This is a genomic window from Desulfosporosinus fructosivorans (assembly GCF_004766045.1).
Taxonomy (GTDB): domain Bacteria; phylum Bacillota; class Desulfitobacteriia; order Desulfitobacteriales; family Desulfitobacteriaceae; genus Desulfosporosinus; species Desulfosporosinus fructosivorans.
In genome coordinates, this window is sequence record NZ_SPQQ01000002.1 from 619,568 (window position 1) to 638,919 (window position 19,352).

Here is a 19,352-nt window from a genome sequence, read left to right on the forward strand (position 1 = left end):
AACTCATTTGCTACAGGCCTGCCCTCCTTACATCCTTTTCTTCCTTTTTGACCTTTGTCAGAGTTGCATTTTTCCTAATAAATTGGACGACTTTGTAATAAAGACCGGCCAAGCCACTAGGGAAAAATATCATAACGACAATCATTAGCAGACCATAGATTAATAATCGCAATTCCATAAGGCCTTTTAAATATTCCATACCTGGAATCATGACTAATCCTGCAATCAATCCGCCCCAAATTGTTCCTCTGCCGCCGACAAAAGAAAGTACCATTACTTCAACTGTATGACTGGTGTTCATAACAGTTGGAGTAATAATGCCGACGAAATGAGCGTAAAACCCTCCGAGTACCCCGGCAATGGCACATGAGATCGTGAAATTCATGATTTTGTATTTAGTTACATTGATCCCCGAGGCTTGGGCAGCCTGAAGATCTTGTCCAATAGCCCGAAATGCTGTTCCTATATGGGATTTGATAATAACTTTTAATCCCACATAGGTTAAAACTGTCATTATTAGTATTGTGTAAAAATACTCGATATTTCCGGTAGTGTTAAAAAGCGGTGGAACACTGAGCCCCGATGTGCCTCGTGTTAACTCAACCCAGTTAGCCGTCACCGCAAACATTGCTAAGGCAACAAACCACGTCATACAAGATGCAAAGATCCCGGCCAACCTCAGAGTAAGGAAACCTAAACCAAGACCCAACAATCCTGCTAAAATTCCTCCGGCTAACATTCCAAGCCATGGTGAGACCCCTAATTTAACCGCTAGAAGTGCCGAAGTATATGCACCTACACCCCAAAAAGCCGCGTACCCAAAATTGTTAATATTTATAAAGCCCGCGGTGAAGTCAAAAGCCATAGCCAGTGCTCCCAGCATAAGTGCTGAAATTAGGAGACGGGTAATCACTTCATCCTGTAGAACTAGTGGGAAAATAGCAAGAACAAAAAGCATAGCTATGCTTAAAGGGGTAAATCCAAACTTCCCTATGAATCGGCCACCTTTTGTAAAGCTACTCTCTGCCTTTTCCACGCTCATCCCTCCAATCTTGATAATATGCATTATTCTGAAACGCTCTTGACTCCTTTTTTGGCGAATAATCCCCGTGGCTTAAATATTAGAATCATGATTATGATGACTAGACTGACCACATCCTGCCAGCCGGAACCGAATCTCATGTAAGCGAAGGTTTCAAGCAACCCAACTAGCAATCCGCCATAGATACTCGCCCCTATGTTCCCCATTCCAACTAGTATCAGTACAAACCAAGACTTGTAGAGGGGTTGCACGCCCATAAACGGATAAGCGGGTGAAATAGAAAGCAATATTGCTCCTGCCAATCCAGCAAGCAGGCAACTTAAGGCAAAGGTCAGGGTATGTATAACGTTTAAATTAACACCAACTATACTCGCTCCAGTTTCATCCTGAGAAACGGCGCGGATGGCCCGTCCCATTGTAGTTTTATTTAGGAAAAGCCAGAAGATAGCAATAGTGACCATAGCTATACAAAACCCTGCAATACGATCATTTGAAATATTAAAACTGGCGATACTTACTTTTCCGGGCCAATACTGAGTAATCCCTCGATAAGTGTTTCCCCAAAGCATTTTGGCACCGTTTTGCAGGACAATTGAGATACCTAAGGTCAACAGAAAGGTATTCATTATCCAGTTTTTCTTGGACCTTTTACGTAACGGATAGAATAACGTCTTTTCTGCGATGGCTCCCAAAATAAAGGTTCCTACAGCAGCCAATAGAATACTGGAGATCGGGCCGAAGTGAAAATATGTGTAGGTAAAATAGGAAAAATAAGCACCTAACATGTAGAACTCTCCATGGGCAAAGTTTGGGATATTCATGACCCCAAAAACTAAGGAAAGCCCCACTGCCATTAGCGCGTATAATCCCCCTCTTATGACTCCGGTCAATACAATGTTGAATAATTGCATTGAATCCATATCCATTATTAGTGCACCTCCTCGATCTATCGACATAGATCATATTAGGCCTTACCATTCTCTCAACTACTTAAGTGAAGAGAATGGTAAGAAATTTTAATGCTTATACCTTTTCTTTATATACCCCTTCATGGAGATACCGTAACATTTCATCCTTATCCAGATGGCCGATGCCCAGATACTCCAAACTATAACCCGATTCGTAGAAATCCGTTTCGAGCATGGCATTGGCCAGGTTGATCATCGAATCTACAACCGGAGTTTTCACTCCGAATTTCTTGCCAAGTTCATGATAGACATGGCATCCTACCGGGATATCCTCAGTGATATAGCGATTGTTAATGGTATGCGGGCCTGTTCCAAACTGGATATAATCCTGCTGGTCAAAGGGAATCTCATAATCAGGCCCCATATATTCAGGCCCTAAGATATTTTCTCTGGAGAAGAATTGTCTCTTGTCAAATGCCTGAATGCCGACGCCCATTGCTGCTGCCAATTTACATTGTTCTTGGTACAAGGTGTATTGAACTTGAGATATGGATGGACAATAGGCATGGGAGTAGATGGAGAAGTCGTATTTGTTCTCTCCATAAATTACACCCCAGTTTTCCATGACTCCGACTCCTAAGATGGTACCTGGGCAATGCAGAACTGGATTTACATTACTAAATCCGGTGTCCATGACGGTTTCTCCTCCAACAACGCCATCACCCTTTGTAATTCCATCCATGCTCGGAATATATTTAGTGCTTTCCAAGAAATCAGCCTGATCGATTGTTGGAAGAGCTGCTCCCCTTAGAGTGATTGCTCGGTAGTAGGCTCGAACCTTCGGTAAGACGACTCCACCTTTAATTTCAACTCTAGAGCCATAGGGTGCACTGGACCATCCACCAATAATTACCTTCTTGGTACAGCCTGCTTCGCGCATCATTTTTCTTAACAATAAAGAACCGTAGTTATCCGGGAAGATATGAATTACCATGCCATCTTCTAAGGCAGGAACCAACTGTTCAAAAAAAGGTCTGTGTCCGATGGACGGAGTTGTAACGATGACAATTCCTGCACCTTTTACAGCCTCAGCAACGTCAGTTGTAACTTTATCAAACTGAGCAACCCCTGAGCGTTCAAACCCGTAGAGGTTCAGTTGCTCCCCGAAAAATTTCAAGCCCTGTTCTTTAATGCCAAACAAGGTCTTCTCTGCAAACGGTGGCAAGTCACAAATGCGAGTCGTTGCGCCACCTAAGGCACAGTCTCCAGCTTGGGCCTTACCGCAGGCTCCAGCTCCGAGGATAGCTATTGGTTTGTTTTTTAAATACTCCATGTTACTCATTATTTATCGTCCTCCAATATTTAAATTTGATTTGTAATCAGCCTAGTAGCAATTTTTGGTTATTGATGCACTTATCTATGAGATGTTTTCAGTTATTTAACGAGAGGAAAAGTCAAACTCCTTAAAAAGGTTTTCGAATTCCTCCTTGCCATCCAAAATATGATAAACATGCTCATCAGTCGGAAATTGTCCACTTTTTACATCATTGATATACTGCTTAAATGCATTAACTTCAATTTCAGCAATATTTGCATATTTCTTAACAAACTTTGGAGTAAAGGTCTCAAACATGCCCAGCATATCTCCACATATTAACAGCTGCCCATCACATGGTTGTCCTGCACCGATCGAATAAACAGGAATCTTTAGTTTCTGTGCAATAAATCCAGTAAGTTCGGGTGGTACTGCTTCTAACAAAAGGGCATATGCTCCAGCCTCTTGAATTGCAATTGCATCGATAATGAGATCCTTAGCACTTTTAACGTCTCTACCCTGGGCCTTAAATCCACCTAATTGTCCTGAACTCTGAGGAGTCAGACCAATATGGCCCATGACCAACATGCCTGCATCTGTAATCGCCTTAATTTTGCTGCAAACTCGTCTTCCGCCTTCAAGCTTAATACAATCAACACTTGCCTCTTTATGGAAGCGGCCTGCATTTCCCACTGCATCTTGATCCGATATTTGGTAGGATAAAAATGGCATATCCCCGACAATCCAAGTATTCGGAGCCCCCCTGCGAACAGCCTGACAGTGCGAAATACAATCCGCCATTGTTACTGGAATCGTGCTCTCATAACCGAGAACTACCATCCCTAAGGAATCTCCCACAAGTATTAAATCCATACCCGCCTGCTCCGCAAAGGAAGCCGTAGGATAGTCATATGCAGTTATCCATGCGGCTTGTTCACCATCTTTCTTCATTTTCATAAAATCAAGAATACCTTTTTTACGAACCAACTTGAAAACCTCCTTTATTTATTGCAATTCCTTATATTTGCAATCCTTGTGCCATTCTTCATAATTTTCAAATTAATCTTTTCGCCCTTATTTAGTGAGTCTATAAATGCTGTTATTGAGCCATTTTAATTATGAAGTATTCTTCTATGAAGCCAGAAAAAATAGACTTATAACTAATATAAATTTAAAAATATATATTAGTTGGAATATTCATGATTTAATAGTAAAATTTTTTTTACAACTCTATAAAAACCCTTGAAATATTCAATACAAATCTAAAACGTAAAGGATTTTTGCATGCAAAAATCCTTTACGTTTTGAGAAATTACTAATCGTTTAACAGGTCCTACTATTTAAGAGCAATAGCGTTAAGCGGTATAGTTAATAATTTCAGAACACTAGTCACTCCGATTTATGGGAAGCCCTATCTAAAAAAAGAATGGGAACAACTTTTATCATGTTGTCCCCATTCTCAATTAACTTATTTCGGGTTGTTAGCTTCAACAGACAGTTGGACTGTCACGCATCGGCAGTGTTGTAATTATAGTCTAAAATATTTAAGACTTTTAAGCGATACTGAAGATTTTGTCTTGAGATTCTTAATTCTTTGGCTGCTCTGCTAAAATTACCATTATTATTTTTAATTTCTTCCATTATTAGTTCTCGCTCAACCTCTTTTAATGTTTCTTTTAAACTATTGTATTTGAGAACTCTATGAGTCCCTTTAGTATTAGAATCATTTACTATGTATTTTGGCAGATGTTTAGGGGTTATTAGGAGATCGTCTCTTTCAGTCATATTCATTGCATAATCAATACAATGCTTTAACTGGCGTATATTTCCGGGCCAGTTAAAATTTTTTAGGATAATAATTACTTCATCTGAAATCCCATGGATATTTTTCCTCATGATTTTATTACTCGTTTTAATAAAACTAGTTACCAACTCATCTAAATCATCAAGTCGCATGCTCAAAGTGGGGATTTCTAATGTCACAGCCGAAAGTCTATAGTAAAGATCTAACCTTAATTGGTTTTTTCTAATTGCTTCAACAGGATTAATATTCGTTGCACTTATTATTCGACCATTGACTGCGATCTCTTTATTACCCCCAACTTTACGGATCTTATTTGTTTCCAATACTCTAAGAAGCGATGCTTGGAATGCTAAACTAGTAGAATTCAGTTCATCCAAGAATAACGTCCCATCTTTAGCTTGTTCAAAAAGACCAATGGTATCGTTAGCACCGGTGAAAGCACCTTTAGTTATGCCAAAGAGTATGCTTTCAAGCAATGTCTCGGGAATGGAACTACAGTTAATAGCCACGAAGGGTCCATTAGATACAGGACCATAGTTGTGTATGCTTTGAGCAAATAATTCTTTACCAGTTCCGGTGGCACCAACAATAAGTATTGAAGAAGAACAAACTGAAATCTTTTTAGCCAAGGCAATGGTCGATTTAATACCAGTGCTTGATCCAATGATATCGTCAAAATGAAATTGAGTTCCGTTTTTGGATTGTATCTTCCTCAGCGAGAGCAGATCATCCTGTAATTGTGTTATAGCAGATGACATTTCAATTATTTGAGATAAATCTTTAAATACGGCAATAGCACCCAATAGTTTATTGTTTGAAAATATTGGGTAGGCACTAGTAACAACATTTACGAGTTTGCCTTTTAGGGTAATAAATCTCATTACTTTATTTATAACTGGCTTTCCTGTTTGTAATACTCCGAGTATAACACTGTTATCAGCATTTAGTTCAGTATTTTCATCGATCCTATAAGTTTCACATATATTCTTGCCTAATATATCTTCCCTCTTATATTGCTCTATTTTTTCACACCCCTTTGAGTAATAAATAGTGCAGCCTCTTATATCCACAACCTGAATACAAATATCTTCCAATATTTCAATTATTCTAAGTGGTAATTCAATTAAATTATTTTCATACTCCCCCATAAAGACAATACCACCTTTTGATATAGATATTCATTAAGACTTCTCAAGTAGAATTAATGCCAATCTAGCCCATAAGTGTTCGACTATGCTGGAAGTTGCGGGAAGACAGAATCTTCTCTACTTTCTTCGATAATAGCACACCTTTCTTCATGAGAAAAGACTTCTTTGTGAGTAGCCTTGAACGCCATCTCTCCACAGCTCATAAAGAACCCTTCTTGATATCCCGCTCGGCCCGTTGTCAGAAGTTCCTCCTTTAAGGCATAAAGGAATATTTAAGCAAATCAAAAAAGTGGCAGGAAGAATTAGAGAAATTAACAATGATCATTCTCCATCGAGGACGAGCTGAAATTTACGAAATGTCAACCAAAGAAAACCCCTCAATCGGCGCCGGAAAAGACCCAGGCGCAACGACTGAGGGGTTATACTATACTTTTCAGCTTTGCCACCTTGACATACAGCGGTAGATTCCCCCATCACGCCCAGCGCCGTTAGGCAAAACCGTTTACTTTTGACATGGATGGGATAAGCATGGAAGATGCCTGTGATTCTGTTTTTGCAGCATCTGTGTCAGTAAATATGTTATTGCAGCATAGCAGCCCATAATTGCCATATGATCGAATACGAAGCCCACCAGCGAAGGCGTGGTGTTCCAATCGTTAAAACCATGCTGGAAAAGCAATTTGGAACCAATATGACGTGTAAACGAAGCATAAATACCATATCCGATAATAAGCAGTAAGGCTATGCGGCTTAGAATGATATAGCGAAAGTTCATGCAGTCGATTCTAAGCCGGCGGCTTATTCCCCCCCAAAGTGCATTCCAACGGAAACCTAGATGTATTGCACTAAGGATAAAGCCCAAGTAAGCGGATAACGCATGCAGCTGGTGAACCCAAAGTTTTTGACTCAATGGAAAGGCAGAAAAAACTGTTTGTGAAATAAGAACTCCGGTTACAGTGACCAGCAACATCATGACCAAAAGCAGCACATTCGTGATGGTACTTAGTATACGAAGTAGGTTCATTTTTCCTTTACCGATTGCTGTATACCAATGGCGACTCAGGGCGTTGTGGATAATGAATAACAGCACAACGAACAAGCCGAGTATTTCATGGATGGCATTAGCGGTAAAGGGATAATCCAAAACAACCAGGATACATAGTATCATCATGAGATTCATGATATTTCTCATTATACGTTTAGCCTCTGCAGCCAGCTGACGATGTCGGCCTGTTTATCCTTTGCCTGATCATCCCAGATGGCCAATCCTTCTAAAACCTTTGTTTTTGGTTGGAGTTCTTGCATCGTTTTGTCGATACCGGAGAGACCACTTCCTTTATGGGTGCTGAAGGGAATGATGGTTTTGTCTGCCAAATCATAGTCTGTGAGAAAAGTTCTTACAGGTGGTGCCACTGAATACCACCAAATAGGCGTACCGATAAAGATTATATCGTAGGAACGTATATCCGGGATTTGATTGCTAAGTTTTGGCTTATATTGAGAATCAACTTCGCCTCTGGCCTGTTGTACAACTGTATCGTGGTCGATAGGATAGGCATCTTGTGGTTCGATGGCAAAGAGATCACTACCAACTTCTTTTTGGATGATTTCCGCAAAGGTATTTGTATGGCCTGTGTGAGAAAAATAGGCAATTAGGATTTTCTTCTCTTTTTCGCTAGTTTGGGTATTATTCTCTTCTGACGTTTGTATATTACTGTCTTCTGCCGTTAGTTTGTTACTGTCCTTTTCTGCCGGCGCAACATTTTGTTGAGCATTGTCTTTGGGCAAAAAGCCGCAACCGCCCAGCATTAGAGCCGCAAGTCCGGCTCCGGCACCTACGATGAACTTTCTTCTTTTCATGATTACCTCCTATATTCTTAACATCATCTTTTATTCGTCAATCAATCATTCCAGCCATGAAACTGTACCAATATCTGTCTTGGGTAAGAATAGGCGCTTGTCGGAAAATACGCCACCGTTCACTCATTCTGAGGCAATCCAAATTCATTAAGAATCAGACAACGGTTTCACTGCTGTCAAACTGCATTGGCTTTTCATCCAGCAATATCAGTTCAGCTGCCCTAGGGCATGATACACACAACGAACGTTCCAGCACTCCGTCGACACTATTAAAAGCAATCAATCATAACCCCTGCTGCCAAGGCAAACAGCATGATAAATAACAGGTAGAGGATAAAGCGTCTGACACCAAGAACGATTTTGACGGCCCCAAGGTTGGTAATTTTGGTTGCGGGTCCGGTTATCATGAACGACGCGGCCGCGCCCATGCTCATCCCGCGGTACAGCCAGTCCATCAGCAAGGGAATGGTTCCTCCGCCGCAGACATACAAAGGGACGCCGATCGTTGCCGCCATCAGCACGCCGAATCCCTGCTGGCTTCCGAAAAGACCCACGAAAGCCTCGGCCGGCACATACCGCTGAAACAAGGCGGAAAGCATGATGCCGAACAGAAAATAGCCGCCGGTGGCTTTAATATTCCGCCCGATATTTTTAAGAAGCCGTATCAGTCTATCCGGATGGGTATCCCGGCTTGTCGGCTCCTGGAAGCCGGTAAAATCAAAAAACTGCTTGCCTTGATAAAAGAACCTTACCAGAAGTCCTGCCACAACGCCGCAGATAAGGCAAGAAACAATGCGGATGATCAACGCTGTCCGGCCCAGAGCCGCGCTGTAAAGAATAAGCTGAGGGTTCAGCAGGATGGAGCTCATCATAAACGCGGCCAGCCAGTCATCTCTCATGCCCTTTTGAGAAAACGAAGCGGCGATAGGAATGGTTCCGTACATACAAAGGGGAGAAAGGATCCCAAGCAAACTTGCCGGGATCACTCCAAATATACCGAGTCTTTTGTTCTGTATGGCAGAAAACAGCTGGTGGATCTTATCCTTACCGAATACAGAGATTACAGAGCCTAGCATAATCCCGACCGCCCAATAGGGGGCTATCTGCTCCAGCATTACTGTAGAGTAATACCATAGGTAGATGAATTCACGCCTGAACACATGGACCAGTGTATCAATCATCATCAATCAAGACTTACCAGATTATAGGTCCGGCTGCCAAGGCCAATCTGCTCCGCGTTTTCCAAGGTATGTAGGCCGTTGCGGGATTCAATGCGTTCAATAAGTGATCCCCCCTCCTCGGCTTTATAAACAAAATCGATGCATGCTTGATCCAAGGCAACAGGATCAGTGGAGGCAAGTATCCCTATATCATGCATATCCGGTTCAGCTGGATTTCCATTACAATCACAGTCTACACTCAGTCTGTTCATGACATTGATGTATACGATGTTATCTCCATGACCCAAACTGTCGGAAACTGCTTTACCTGCATCACCCATGGACTCCAGGAAAGCATCCTGATCACCGCCCCAGGGACTAGTTTTGCTATTGCCCGCTGTGTGTATCCAAGATTTTCCTTCTGCAGATCCAATGCCAATGGAAATGTTCTTGATCGCCCCTCCAAATCCGGCCATGGCATGACCTTTAAAATGGGACAAAACGAGAAATGAGTTATAGTTTGCAAAATGCGAACCAACGAAATTCTCGGTTAAATGAGTGCCTCCTCCGACTGGTAAACTCAAAGAACCCTCCGCATCCATGATGTCTACATCTGCGATAGCTGTAAATCCATGATCTTCAGCCACTTGCCTATGCATCGCCGTCTCAGCACGGGAACCACCATAGGCTGTATTACATTCTACAATCGTGCCATCCACCGACTGCACCAAGTCTTTGATGAGATTTGGATCAAGGTAGTTGCTGTTAGGTGGCTCACCCGTGCTAAGTTTAACTGCCACTTTCCCAGTAGGCGTCCAATTCAAGGCTTCGTAGACAGCCATCAACCCCTCCGGGCTGATACTTGTAGTCATATAGACCGATGATTTTCCGCCGGCAGTTCCTGACGCTTCGGGAGTAGTAGCCGTCGCCGGTAAGTTGTTTTCCGTTCCGCCGGTGCCGATTATTCCACATCCAGCCATAAGAAAAAGCAACAGTACCGAAACCATGAGGATGACACTTGTGCGGACATTCAGGTTGAACTTCACTTCAAACACTCCTTTTTTCTTTAATTATTAATTTTTCAGCAAGATGCTCTGCCTACACACCTTGTTTTCCTCGATCTTAGAGTGAATAGAGCACCACTTTGAGTTGCCTCCCTTTTTTAGTATAGGCATTGCGCTGGGATGGCGCTTTCAAAATGCTGATTAAGTCTTTTGATTTTCTGACTTTCTGCTAAATAAGCTTGGCTGCGCCTGAAGACACTGTCTTCGCACGTAGCCTTCTTGCAGCCTCCAGCGCAGGCGGTCGCCATAATTGCACTTAAGCTTCTGAAAGTATGCAACGAAAAGTTACACTTACAGATTAATACAAAAAAAATGCCCGTTATAGGGCAACTCAATAAAGCATATTAACTCGACAGTATACTACGCCAATACGCTATACAATTCTGTAGGCAAAGGAAAATTCAGCAAAGAAGAGGTTGACCTGGAGTTAACTCTATGTGTTATGTTGTTCTTGGTAAATGTCAGTATTTCAAAAAAACCCTCCGTTAAATTGAAAGCTGTTACCCGTGCTGAATGATAAAATAACGGTAGCTTCGAGTCAGCTGCCGTTTTCCCTGCGGTATTCCATCGGAGTCATTCCGGTATATTTTTTAAACACGGTTGAGAAATAGGAAAAGTTATCGATGCCGACACGAGCAGCAATATCGCTGACTGTGGCATCAGTGTGCAGCAAGCGTTTAGCTTCCTCCATCCGCGCCTGCGTTATGTAATCGGGAATTGGCATCCCAGCTTCCTTATTAAAGATGCGGGAAAGGTAATCAGAGTTAACGAACAGCAGATTGGCCAATTCTTGACGGCTGATATTCTCGCTGTAATGATCGGTGATGTAAGCTTTTACCTTGTCAGCCAGGGTTTCGCCGCGGCTTCTTTCCCGGATAAGCTCAATGGCTTGCCCACTAAACTGATTAATCCATTTAAGCAGGTCAAATATAGAATTCGAAGCGTTTCGGTAGAGCTGGCGGGCATTTTCGCTCACAAACAGAGCGCTGGCCTGTATATCCCAGCTTTTAAGTACCTTATAGGTCATCTGCACCAGGTCATGGTGCAAGGCAAACAGGAGTCCGCCATTTACTGTACCGGCGGCTTTTGTTTTATCAAGGTAGTCCTTGATGCTGTTGACCAGCTTGATTTTCTCGCCGTTCTGCAAAAACTGCTCCCATTCTTCCAGACAGGAGAAAAGTGCCGCCGGGATGTCTTTCTCGCGATAAAGAGCAGCCCGCTCCGGCTCCTGTATCTCGTAAAGAAGCTGCGGATCGATGCGTCTCACAGAGCGGCGGATAGCTGCTTCCAACGCTGCAGCCGGCTCCGTTTTCATAATATAATCGGTGCTGCCTAACCGGACAGCCTCCTTGGCATATTCAAAGTTCGCATAGTTTGTCAGAAAAATGCATTCCGCCGTATAGCCGTGCTCCCGTGCCCAACGCAGAAGGTCGATGCCGGTGCCTTTGATGACCTCAATGTCGCAGAGCATCAGATCCACCTTAGTTTCTTCCAGCAGACGGCAGCCCTCCAGCACGCTGCGGGCGGTCACTTGCCGGTCGATACCGAAGCTGCTCCAGGGAATATCCTCCAGCAGGGATTGCATCATGGTACGGTCGTCCTCTAGAATAAGAACCTGCAAAACGGTCACCCCCTTTGTCGTTTTTTATATCCGATATGATTTTACGAGACGAAAAAATTTAATATTTATCATACAAAGAATACAAAGCTCATCGGTATATCGGAGGTTTTATTATGAAGAAGCAAACTCTGCGGAAAAAATTTATACCAAAGCTACTGCTCATCCTGTTGCCGCTGGTGATTTTTATCAACCTATACAATTTCAAAATTACTGATGTGCTGCGGGATCAGGCGGCTTCCTCAGGCAGCGAATTTTCCGCCGTCTATATGCGGGAGATCGACGCCACGCTCTTCGACCTGCGTCGCTGGCTCGTCAACCTGTCGAAAGATACACAACATCTCGCCAAGCTATCCAGCGACGACGCCTCAGAGCGAGAGCGGGAACAACAGTATTACTCCGAACTTTTACAGGAAGCGGTGGCGCTTCACCCCACTTTGGATATAGCATTCATCATTTCAACTAAGTACCCATACTCCGCCATAACATCCAGTGAGAATGTAACCTTCGAGGAATACCAAGCATTCGTCCAATTAGCCAAAAACATCGCTCAATACCGCAAGCCTTTCGCTACGGAATGGATTGCCCTGCCAATTACGGACAGTGAATGCGTCCTTGGCAGCGTTATCATGCTGGACGACATTGTGCTGGGTGCCGTGGTCAAGCCGCAGACCCTCCTTTCCTCCATGCCCTTCGCTTTGGATACGGAAAAGAAATTTGTCCTGGCCAAGCACAGCGGTTACGTGGTGATGACCACCCTGCCAAATGAATACGGCGAGGGAATTGACTTGACCGGTGATCTTTCCAGCTATTACATGACGGGCGTTAATGGAAATATCATCGTTAGCGGAGCCGAATCCAAGGTTGGTCCATTCCGTCTGATGATGATCGCCTGCGACGCGGAGATCCAAAGCGGCATCAGCTGGGCTAAGTCGGTATCCCTTGCCCTGCTGGGGGTATCTGTTTTTACGCTAATCGGCATTATCGTCGGTTTTCGCAAGGATGTACTCCAGCCCCTTGAAAAAGTAGGCAGCGCCATTGAAAAGGTTCGCCAGGCAAAGTTCGATCAACATCTCATACCGCAAAACGAGGCCCAGGAGTTTGTAGATATCTATGATACCTTCAACCGTATGACCGACCAGATCGAAAACCTCAAGATCGAAAATTATGAACAGCTCATCCACAAGCAGCAGGCCGAACTGCGCTTCTATCAGACACAGATCAAGCCTCATTTTATTCTGAACTGCCTGACCACCATCCAGAACCTTGCCAAGCAGGGAAAAACAGAAGATCTGAATCGCTTTATCTCCGATTTCTCCAGCTTTGCGCGGTATATGTTCCGCACCGATTTTACGCTGGTGAGTCTGTACGATGAGCTTGAGCAGGTGAAGTATTACATTTCCATGCAGGAATTCAGGTTTCCTGATCAGGTTTTTTTCGTGTCGGATATAGATAATAACGTGCGTGATTTTCAGATACCTTCTATGCTCATTCAGACGCTGGTGGAAAACAGCGTCAAACATGGAATGAATGAAGAAACGGGTATCAGCATTTTTGTACAGTGCCTTGAAACGCAGAAGGATGACAAAATCGGTATCCAGATCAGCGTGGAGGATAACGGCGGCGGTTTTCCCGCGACGGTTATCTCTGCCCTAAACGACCCCCGGACCGATCAATCGGCATTGGGCTTCGGCCTGCAAAATATCAGCGCGGTGCTGGGACTGATTTATGGGGACGCAGCAACAATGCAAGTGGAAAATATCCCCGGAAGCGGGGCGAAGGTCGTGATTACGTTATAAGCTTCCTGTTAAGTAATTTACCAAGGATATCACTTTGAGTTAACTCCAAGTCAAGTTGTTTTATCCTGTTCTCCTACCTTTAGGCAGAAAGTTCCAATTCAATTATCCCTTGGATCAAAACTTCCACCATGGAGAAGGCGTAATGTCCAGGTCTTTTTCATTACTCTTCAATCGAAACGAGTTTATATTCCCGGAAGCCAAGTCCCAGTTCCGTAGCGGTTTCCACGGTGTGGATGCCATTGAGGGATTCCATTCTCTCAATCAGCGCTGCTTTTCCTTCATCCGGGGAATGATAAACCGCATCTACGCAGGCTTGATCAAGCGCCACAGGGTCTGTAGAGGAGAATATTCCGATGTCAGCCATTTCAGGGTCGTGGGGGTTGGCATCGCAGTCGCAATCCACCGACAATTTGTTAGCCACGTTGATATACACGATGTTTTTGCTGCCCATATAATTCATGACCGATTGATCTGCGTCAGCCATAGACTCCAAAAACGAATCATGGTCGGCCGTAAACGCATCTTCGAATGCTTCACTCGTCGCAGAGGTGTGTATCCATATCTTTCCACGAGACGAGGCCACCCCGATGGACATGTTTTTCAGCGCACCGCCAAAGCCGCCCATGGCGTGCCCTTTAAAATGGGACAGTATCAGCATGGAATCGTAATTTTTCAAATGTGCTCCGACATAGTTTTCTTTCAGATGCTTTCCATTTGCGACAGGAATCGGTATTTCACCACTCTCATCCATAATGTCGCAGGGAGCTATAGCCTTGTACCCATGTTCTTCAATGGCTTTCCAATGTTCCTCTGTCGTATTTCTCCTGCCGGGATAGGCTGTATTACACTCCACAATGGTACCCTTCAGCTCGGTTACCAGATCCTTGATCAGATTTGGATTCAAAAAATTATGACCGCCCGGTTCTCCTGTGGAAATCTTGACTGCCACCCTGCCATTTAAAGTAATGCCCATAGCATTGTAAATCCTGATCAGACTTTCAGGCGTAATCTCCTTAGTGTAGTATACTTTGGATTTTTCCATCATTATCTACTCCTTTCATCATTTTAAATACGTAGTAACTTCAAGGCGCTTTTACCCAAAAAACGTTTTAACAGCAGAGAATATTGACATGATCGTAACCTCTTTTTTATTCTTTGGTAGCCGGTAAGCTATTCTCCTACCGGAAAATCAGTGGAAGCGGCAAGAATACCGTTCCCTGACACAGGTATGGTCGAGATAATATCATTCAGCTTGGCAAGCTCGTCGGCGTTATGCCTCCTTACCGGCACATCCTGACGATGTTCTCTACGTCCTCTGGCGTCAGGGGCTTAATCCCTTTAATACCATAGTGAGCATCTCTTCCTAAAAAGTCCCCGGTGACCTTTCCGTCCAACGATGTCACCATGTGGCATATGATATACGGTCTGTCCATGGCACACCTCCTGTTCATTTCAGCTTGTCGTAAGCTTCATCATTCATCGGTTCCAGCCATTCGTTGGAAGCACCTTCGGCAGGAATCTCCACTGCGAGATGGGCAAACCAGCTGTCTTTTGCCGCGCCATGCCAGTGCTTGATCTCAGGCGGGATGTTGACCACATCACCGGGGTGCAGTTCTTGTGGTTCCTCTCCCCATGCTTGATACCAGCCACGCCCCTCGGTGCAGAGCAAAATCTGTCCGCCTTTGTGGTGGATATGCCAGTTATTACGGCAGCCCGGCTCAAAGGTCACATTAGCAATGGGGCCGCCCTTGTCGGTCAGCGGCTGCAAATAAGCCTGCCCCATAAAGTATTTGGCATACATTTCAGGCAGCGGAGCACCCGTCTTAAAAAGTTCGTTTCTTTCATTGTTCATTATCTAGTTCTCCTTTACTTGCAAGCGTCATTGACACACGTCTCATTTAAGGCATCTGAGGGCAGCGTCTATTCCCGTATAAAGTTCGTATAGATTGTCTCCTCACGCGCGGGGAAGGGGACGCCAGCCTTGATGCCGGCCTCTTTACATTTTAAAAACCAGGCCATATTGCGGGCAAGAATACGCATGGTCTGCAAGCCTTCCAGATCTTTTTCCACATCTTCCGGCGTTGCTCCATGCACCATGTTCCAATAACGGGAAGAAATAACGGGCATTTCCGATAAGGTGAAATATTTATTCAGCTGGTCAAATGTGGCGGTTGTGCCCGCTCTTCTGGCGGATATAACACCGGCTGCCGGCTTTAAGTAAAAGCTTTGACGGCCTGAGCAGCGATCCGTATAGAAAACACGGTCCATAAAAGAAGTTACGGCGCCTCCCGCCGATCCATAATGGACAGGCGAACCGAATACAAACCCGTCAGCGTCCTTGGCGATATCGAGGAATTCATTGACCCGGTCAGGAAATGCACAACGCCCGATTTTAGCGCAGGTCTTGCAGGAAATACATCCGGCAAGGGGTTTTGTCCCAATCCAGAAGATTTCTGTGCCGATACCTTCTTCGTTCAACGTCTGCGCTACTTCCGAAAGGGCTGTATAGGTACAGCCCTTCTCATGGGGACTACCATTTACCAATAATACGTTCATACTTATTTGTCTCCTTTTCTTCTGTTACTTGCCCGCTCTTTTTGCATAATCAGAACCCGCCGGATAGCGATCTCCTGAGATCTTGATTTCCGAGAGCGCGACGTTTAAAGCGCGCAGTTCTCCGGCTGTCAGCTCAACGTCCGCTGCGTCCAGGTTTTCTTGCAGACGCTCCAGCTTCCGCGTGCCGGGGATGGGAACGATCCACGGTTTCTGAGCAAGCACCCAGGCTAGGGCTATCTGGGCCGACGTGGCGTTTTTACCGGCTGCAACCTCCTTGATCAGGTTGATCAGGGCTTGATTGGCCTCAAGATTCTCCGGGTTAAATCGGGGAACGATGCTGCGGAAGTCGGAACTGCCGAAGGTGGCATTTTTTTCAATGGTTCCGGTCAGAAATCCCTTGCCCAGCGGACTGAACGGGACAAAGCCTATCCCAAGTTCCTCCAGCGCAGGCAGCAGTTCTTCTTCAGGCTGCCTCCACATCATCGAATATTCGCTTTGAACTGCGGTGAGGGGTTGAATGGCGTGGGCGCGGCGGATAGTCTCAACACCTGCTTCGGAAAGCCCCCAATACCTGACCTTGCCTTCCCGGATCAGATCCTGTACTACGACCGCCACTTCCTCAGTCGGCACATTGGGGTCGACACGATGCTGATAATACAGATCAATGGTATCCACTCTCAGACGTTTGAGCGAGCCTTCGACCGATTGCCGGATATGCTCCGGCTGACTGTCAAGTATCTGCTTGCCGCCCACCTCCTGAATACCGAATTTGGTGGCAATAACGACCTTTCCCTTGAACGGGGCAAGAGCCTCGCCTACCAATTCCTCATTGGCATATGGCCCATAGACTTCTGCTGTATCAAAGAAAGTAACGCCACAGTCGAACGCTCTATGGATCAGCGAAATCATTTCTTTTTTATCGGATGCCGGGCCATAGCCATGGCTCATACCCATGCAGCCCAAGCCAATGGCGGAAACCTCAAGACCGCTGTTTCCTAATCCTCGTTTTTTCATGGGATTGTCCCCCTTCGGTTTATTTAGCTCATTTCGTAATCACTATTTATTCAGTTTTTTAGCCATGCGGCAAGATCATTTTCCGCGTTTTTTACACTGCCGCCGCGAATCGCTAGACCTTTTTCCACCTTGGCACCGGGACAAAGCTTTTGGATATCGCTCTCGCTGTGCCCCATGCCGCTGCCCTCATGAGTACAGAGAGGAAGGATGGTCTTGCCGGAAAAGTCGTACTTTTCGAGGAATGTCCAGACTGGCATTGGCATTGTGCCCCACCAGTTTGGATAGCCGAGGATGATCGTGTCATAACCGTTGAGATTGTCCGGGTATGCTGTAAGCTCTGGCCTTAAGTTTTTGTCCAGTTCGTCTTTGGCCTCGTCGGTGCAGGTATTATAATCAGGCGAGTATTTTTTTATCGGGTCGATCTTGAACAGTTCGCCGTTAGTCAGCTTTTCAATCATCTTCGCTGCAACTTCCGTATTGCCAACAGGCAGATCCACAATCTTGCCACCGCTATAGTTTTTCCCTTCCCTGGAAAAATAGGCAATTAGAATTTTACTGCTCATAAAAATTGCTCCTTTTAGTATTGCTTAGCTTTAAGTATTCTTTAGACTTATCCATAATAGGGTATCACCTGGAGTCGACTCCAAGTCAAGAGGTTTTTACGTGATTTAACCTTTTAAAAGAACCTTTCTTCATCATTTCATCCATTATAGAAACCTCTTTTCTCTGAATTGGATTTTTTTCCATTTGATGTACTTAGCTTACCGCCGAAATATTTACAAATTGCTTGAGAAATGTTTGAGAAATATTAATTTGTAAAAAAACAGCTCTCCATTTGGAAAGCTGTCTATCGTTGCTGGTCTCTATCATATTTTCAGTTTCACTGTGAAGACCGATCCTTTTCCCGGTTCGCTAGTGACCGTTATCCTACCGTCTAAAAGCTTGATCGCCTGCCTGACCAAAGCAAGTCCTAACCCGTTACCCTCATTGGAGTGGGTCGTATCTTCCTTCCTGATAGAACTTGTCGAAGATGTGCTCCATTGCGTCTTTACTCATCCCGCGCCCGGTAACGGATACGGTGACACTGTCCTTACCGGAGATCTGCTTCAACGTGATCGTGCCGCCCGGTTCTCCAAATGATTTCTGTAAAGGTGTGAACAGTCTAGAACGCCATCTCTCCACAGCTCATAAAGAATCCCTTCTTGATATCCCGCTCGGCCCGTTCTCAGAAGTTCCTCTTTTAAGGCATAAAGGAATATTTAAGTAAATCAAAAAGGTGGCAGGAAGAATTAGAGAAATTGAGAATGATCATTCTTGACTGTCAGCTAACTGAGGAATTCAAGTGGGGTGTTCCTATTAGTACATTTTTATTGAAATGTCCATTTCGACCATAGGCTACTTTAATCGCTTCGCTATACTCATAATTATATTGATATTTCCTGAAATTTATGGTTGACTTTTATTAGCGGGATTATCCTAAGAACGACGGTCAGCCAACAATATGCCTTGCTGTCCATTATCCATATATAAATAAAGCACTCAAGGAGAGTAGTATGATTAGACCAATTTGTAAAGATATAATTATCTTAAGCCAGAAATCCGTTCCGGCAACCAAGGCGGATATGCCAGTGTTAGATGACCTCCTGGATACGTTACGAGCAAATGCAGATCGGTGTGTCGGCATGGCGGCTGACATGATCGGTGTCAATAAGCGCATCATCGCATTCAGCGTCGGGCCAATGAACATACCCATGATCAATCCGGTCATCACAAAGCGTGCCCGCCCGTATGAAACTGAGGAAGGCTGCCTGTCACTGGACGGCGTACGAAAAACTACCCGTTATCAGTCCATTGAGGTAGAGTTCTTCGACCGGAACTTCAAGCAACAGAAGCAGAACTTTACCGGCCTTGCTGCGCAGATCATTCAGCATGAGATCGATCACTGCGACGGAATCCTAATCTGAGCGTAGTAAGATGTTATTCACGTTTATTAGAACGCGACCATAAGCATAATGTGCTACTCATATTTCAATTTGAGCAGCACATTATCTATCTTAAGCCAAG

The 19,352-nt window shown here is 44.5% G+C and carries 19 protein-coding genes; 2 read left to right on the top strand and 17 right to left on the bottom strand.

Annotation, left to right across the window (positions count from 1 at the left end):
• Positions 1 to 10 precede the first annotated feature (10 nt).
• The 11 genes from E4K67_RS07065 to E4K67_RS07110 all read right to left on the bottom strand — a co-directional run bounded on the left by E4K67_RS07065 (position 11) and on the right by E4K67_RS07110 (position 11,922).
• Complete coding sequence (locus E4K67_RS07065; protein WP_158408413.1) at positions 11 to 1,036, bottom strand: branched-chain amino acid ABC transporter permease; 1,026 nt, start codon at positions 1,034 to 1,036, stop codon at positions 11 to 13.
• Positions 1,037 to 1,065: 29 nt separating this feature from the next.
• Entirely contained in the window at positions 1,066 to 1,968 is a 903-nt protein-coding gene (locus tag E4K67_RS07070) for a branched-chain amino acid ABC transporter permease (protein ID WP_158408414.1), read from the bottom strand.
• A gap of 97 nt (positions 1,969 to 2,065) precedes the next feature.
• Positions 2,066 to 3,292, bottom strand: coding sequence for an NAD/NADP octopine/nopaline dehydrogenase family protein (locus E4K67_RS07075; protein WP_135545709.1), 1,227 nt, complete (start codon positions 3,290 to 3,292; stop codon positions 2,066 to 2,068).
• 96 nt (positions 3,293 to 3,388) lie between these two features.
• Positions 3,389 to 4,252, bottom strand: coding sequence for a 3-methyl-2-oxobutanoate hydroxymethyltransferase (gene panB, locus E4K67_RS07080; protein WP_199242480.1), 864 nt, complete (start codon positions 4,250 to 4,252; stop codon positions 3,389 to 3,391).
• Positions 4,253 to 4,771: 519 nt separating this feature from the next.
• On the bottom strand, positions 4,772 to 6,217 hold the full coding sequence (locus tag E4K67_RS07085; protein WP_135545710.1) for a sigma-54 interaction domain-containing protein: 1,446 nt from the start codon (positions 6,215 to 6,217) through the stop codon (positions 4,772 to 4,774).
• 502 nt (positions 6,218 to 6,719) lie between these two features.
• Entirely contained in the window at positions 6,720 to 7,409 is a 690-nt protein-coding gene (locus E4K67_RS07090) for a DUF4405 domain-containing protein (protein WP_135545711.1), read from the bottom strand.
• On the bottom strand, positions 7,409 to 8,077 hold the full coding sequence (locus E4K67_RS07095; RefSeq protein WP_135545712.1) for a flavodoxin: 669 nt from the start codon (positions 8,075 to 8,077) through the stop codon (positions 7,409 to 7,411). The genes E4K67_RS07090 and E4K67_RS07095 overlap by 1 nt, the downstream gene beginning before the upstream one ends.
• 154 nt (positions 8,078 to 8,231) lie before the next feature.
• Positions 8,232 to 8,360, bottom strand: a complete 129-nt coding sequence (locus E4K67_RS31050) for a hypothetical protein (protein ID WP_274594837.1) — start codon at positions 8,358 to 8,360, stop codon at positions 8,232 to 8,234.
• Positions 8,347 to 9,261 (bottom strand): permease, encoded by a 915-nt coding sequence (locus E4K67_RS07100; protein ID WP_338031848.1) that lies wholly within the window; start codon positions 9,259 to 9,261, stop codon positions 8,347 to 8,349. The genes E4K67_RS31050 and E4K67_RS07100 overlap by 14 nt, the downstream gene beginning before the upstream one ends.
• The gene (locus E4K67_RS07105) at positions 9,261 to 10,109 is read right to left on the bottom strand and encodes a DUF362 domain-containing protein (protein ID WP_338031849.1); all 849 of its coding nucleotides are present in this window, start codon (positions 10,107 to 10,109) and stop codon (positions 9,261 to 9,263) included. Before E4K67_RS07105 ends, E4K67_RS07100 begins: the two co-directional genes overlap by 1 nt.
• A 730-nt stretch (positions 10,110 to 10,839) precedes the next feature.
• Positions 10,840 to 11,922, bottom strand: coding sequence for a helix-turn-helix domain-containing protein (locus tag E4K67_RS07110; RefSeq protein WP_135545713.1), 1,083 nt, complete (start codon positions 11,920 to 11,922; stop codon positions 10,840 to 10,842).
• Between the two features lie 113 nt (positions 11,923 to 12,035).
• On the opposite strand from E4K67_RS07110, the gene E4K67_RS07115 reads away from it, so the two are divergent.
• Positions 12,036 to 13,718, top strand: coding sequence for a sensor histidine kinase (locus tag E4K67_RS07115; protein ID WP_135545714.1), 1,683 nt, complete (start codon positions 12,036 to 12,038; stop codon positions 13,716 to 13,718).
• Between the two features lie 160 nt (positions 13,719 to 13,878).
• Here the strand turns inward: E4K67_RS07115 and E4K67_RS07120 are convergent, their stop codons facing one another.
• From E4K67_RS07120 to E4K67_RS30530, 6 genes are all read right to left on the bottom strand, one after another.
• On the bottom strand, positions 13,879 to 14,763 hold the full coding sequence (locus E4K67_RS07120; RefSeq protein WP_338031843.1) for a DUF362 domain-containing protein: 885 nt from the start codon (positions 14,761 to 14,763) through the stop codon (positions 13,879 to 13,881).
• A 402-nt stretch (positions 14,764 to 15,165) separates the two neighbouring features.
• The gene (locus E4K67_RS07130) at positions 15,166 to 15,570 is read right to left on the bottom strand and encodes a cupin domain-containing protein (protein WP_135545715.1); all 405 of its coding nucleotides are present in this window, start codon (positions 15,568 to 15,570) and stop codon (positions 15,166 to 15,168) included.
• Between the two features lie 68 nt (positions 15,571 to 15,638).
• Positions 15,639 to 16,274, bottom strand: coding sequence for a flavodoxin family protein (locus tag E4K67_RS07135; protein WP_135545716.1), 636 nt, complete (start codon positions 16,272 to 16,274; stop codon positions 15,639 to 15,641).
• A 24-nt stretch (positions 16,275 to 16,298) separates the two neighbouring features.
• Positions 16,299 to 17,288: an aldo/keto reductase gene (locus E4K67_RS07140; protein WP_135545717.1), complete on the bottom strand. Its 990-nt coding sequence runs from the start codon at positions 17,286 to 17,288 to the stop codon at positions 16,299 to 16,301.
• Positions 17,289 to 17,338: 50 nt separating this feature from the next.
• On the bottom strand, positions 17,339 to 17,851 hold the full coding sequence (locus E4K67_RS07145; RefSeq protein ID WP_135545718.1) for a flavodoxin: 513 nt from the start codon (positions 17,849 to 17,851) through the stop codon (positions 17,339 to 17,341).
• 303 nt (positions 17,852 to 18,154) lie between these two features.
• On the bottom strand, positions 18,155 to 18,250 hold the full coding sequence (locus tag E4K67_RS30530) for a hypothetical protein (protein WP_243454356.1): 96 nt from the start codon (positions 18,248 to 18,250) through the stop codon (positions 18,155 to 18,157).
• 591 nt (positions 18,251 to 18,841) lie between these two features.
• Here E4K67_RS30530 and E4K67_RS07155 point away from each other — a divergent pair.
• Complete coding sequence (locus tag E4K67_RS07155) at positions 18,842 to 19,252, top strand: peptide deformylase (protein ID WP_135545719.1); 411 nt, start codon at positions 18,842 to 18,844, stop codon at positions 19,250 to 19,252.
• The last annotated feature ends 100 nt before the right edge of the window (positions 19,253 to 19,352 follow it).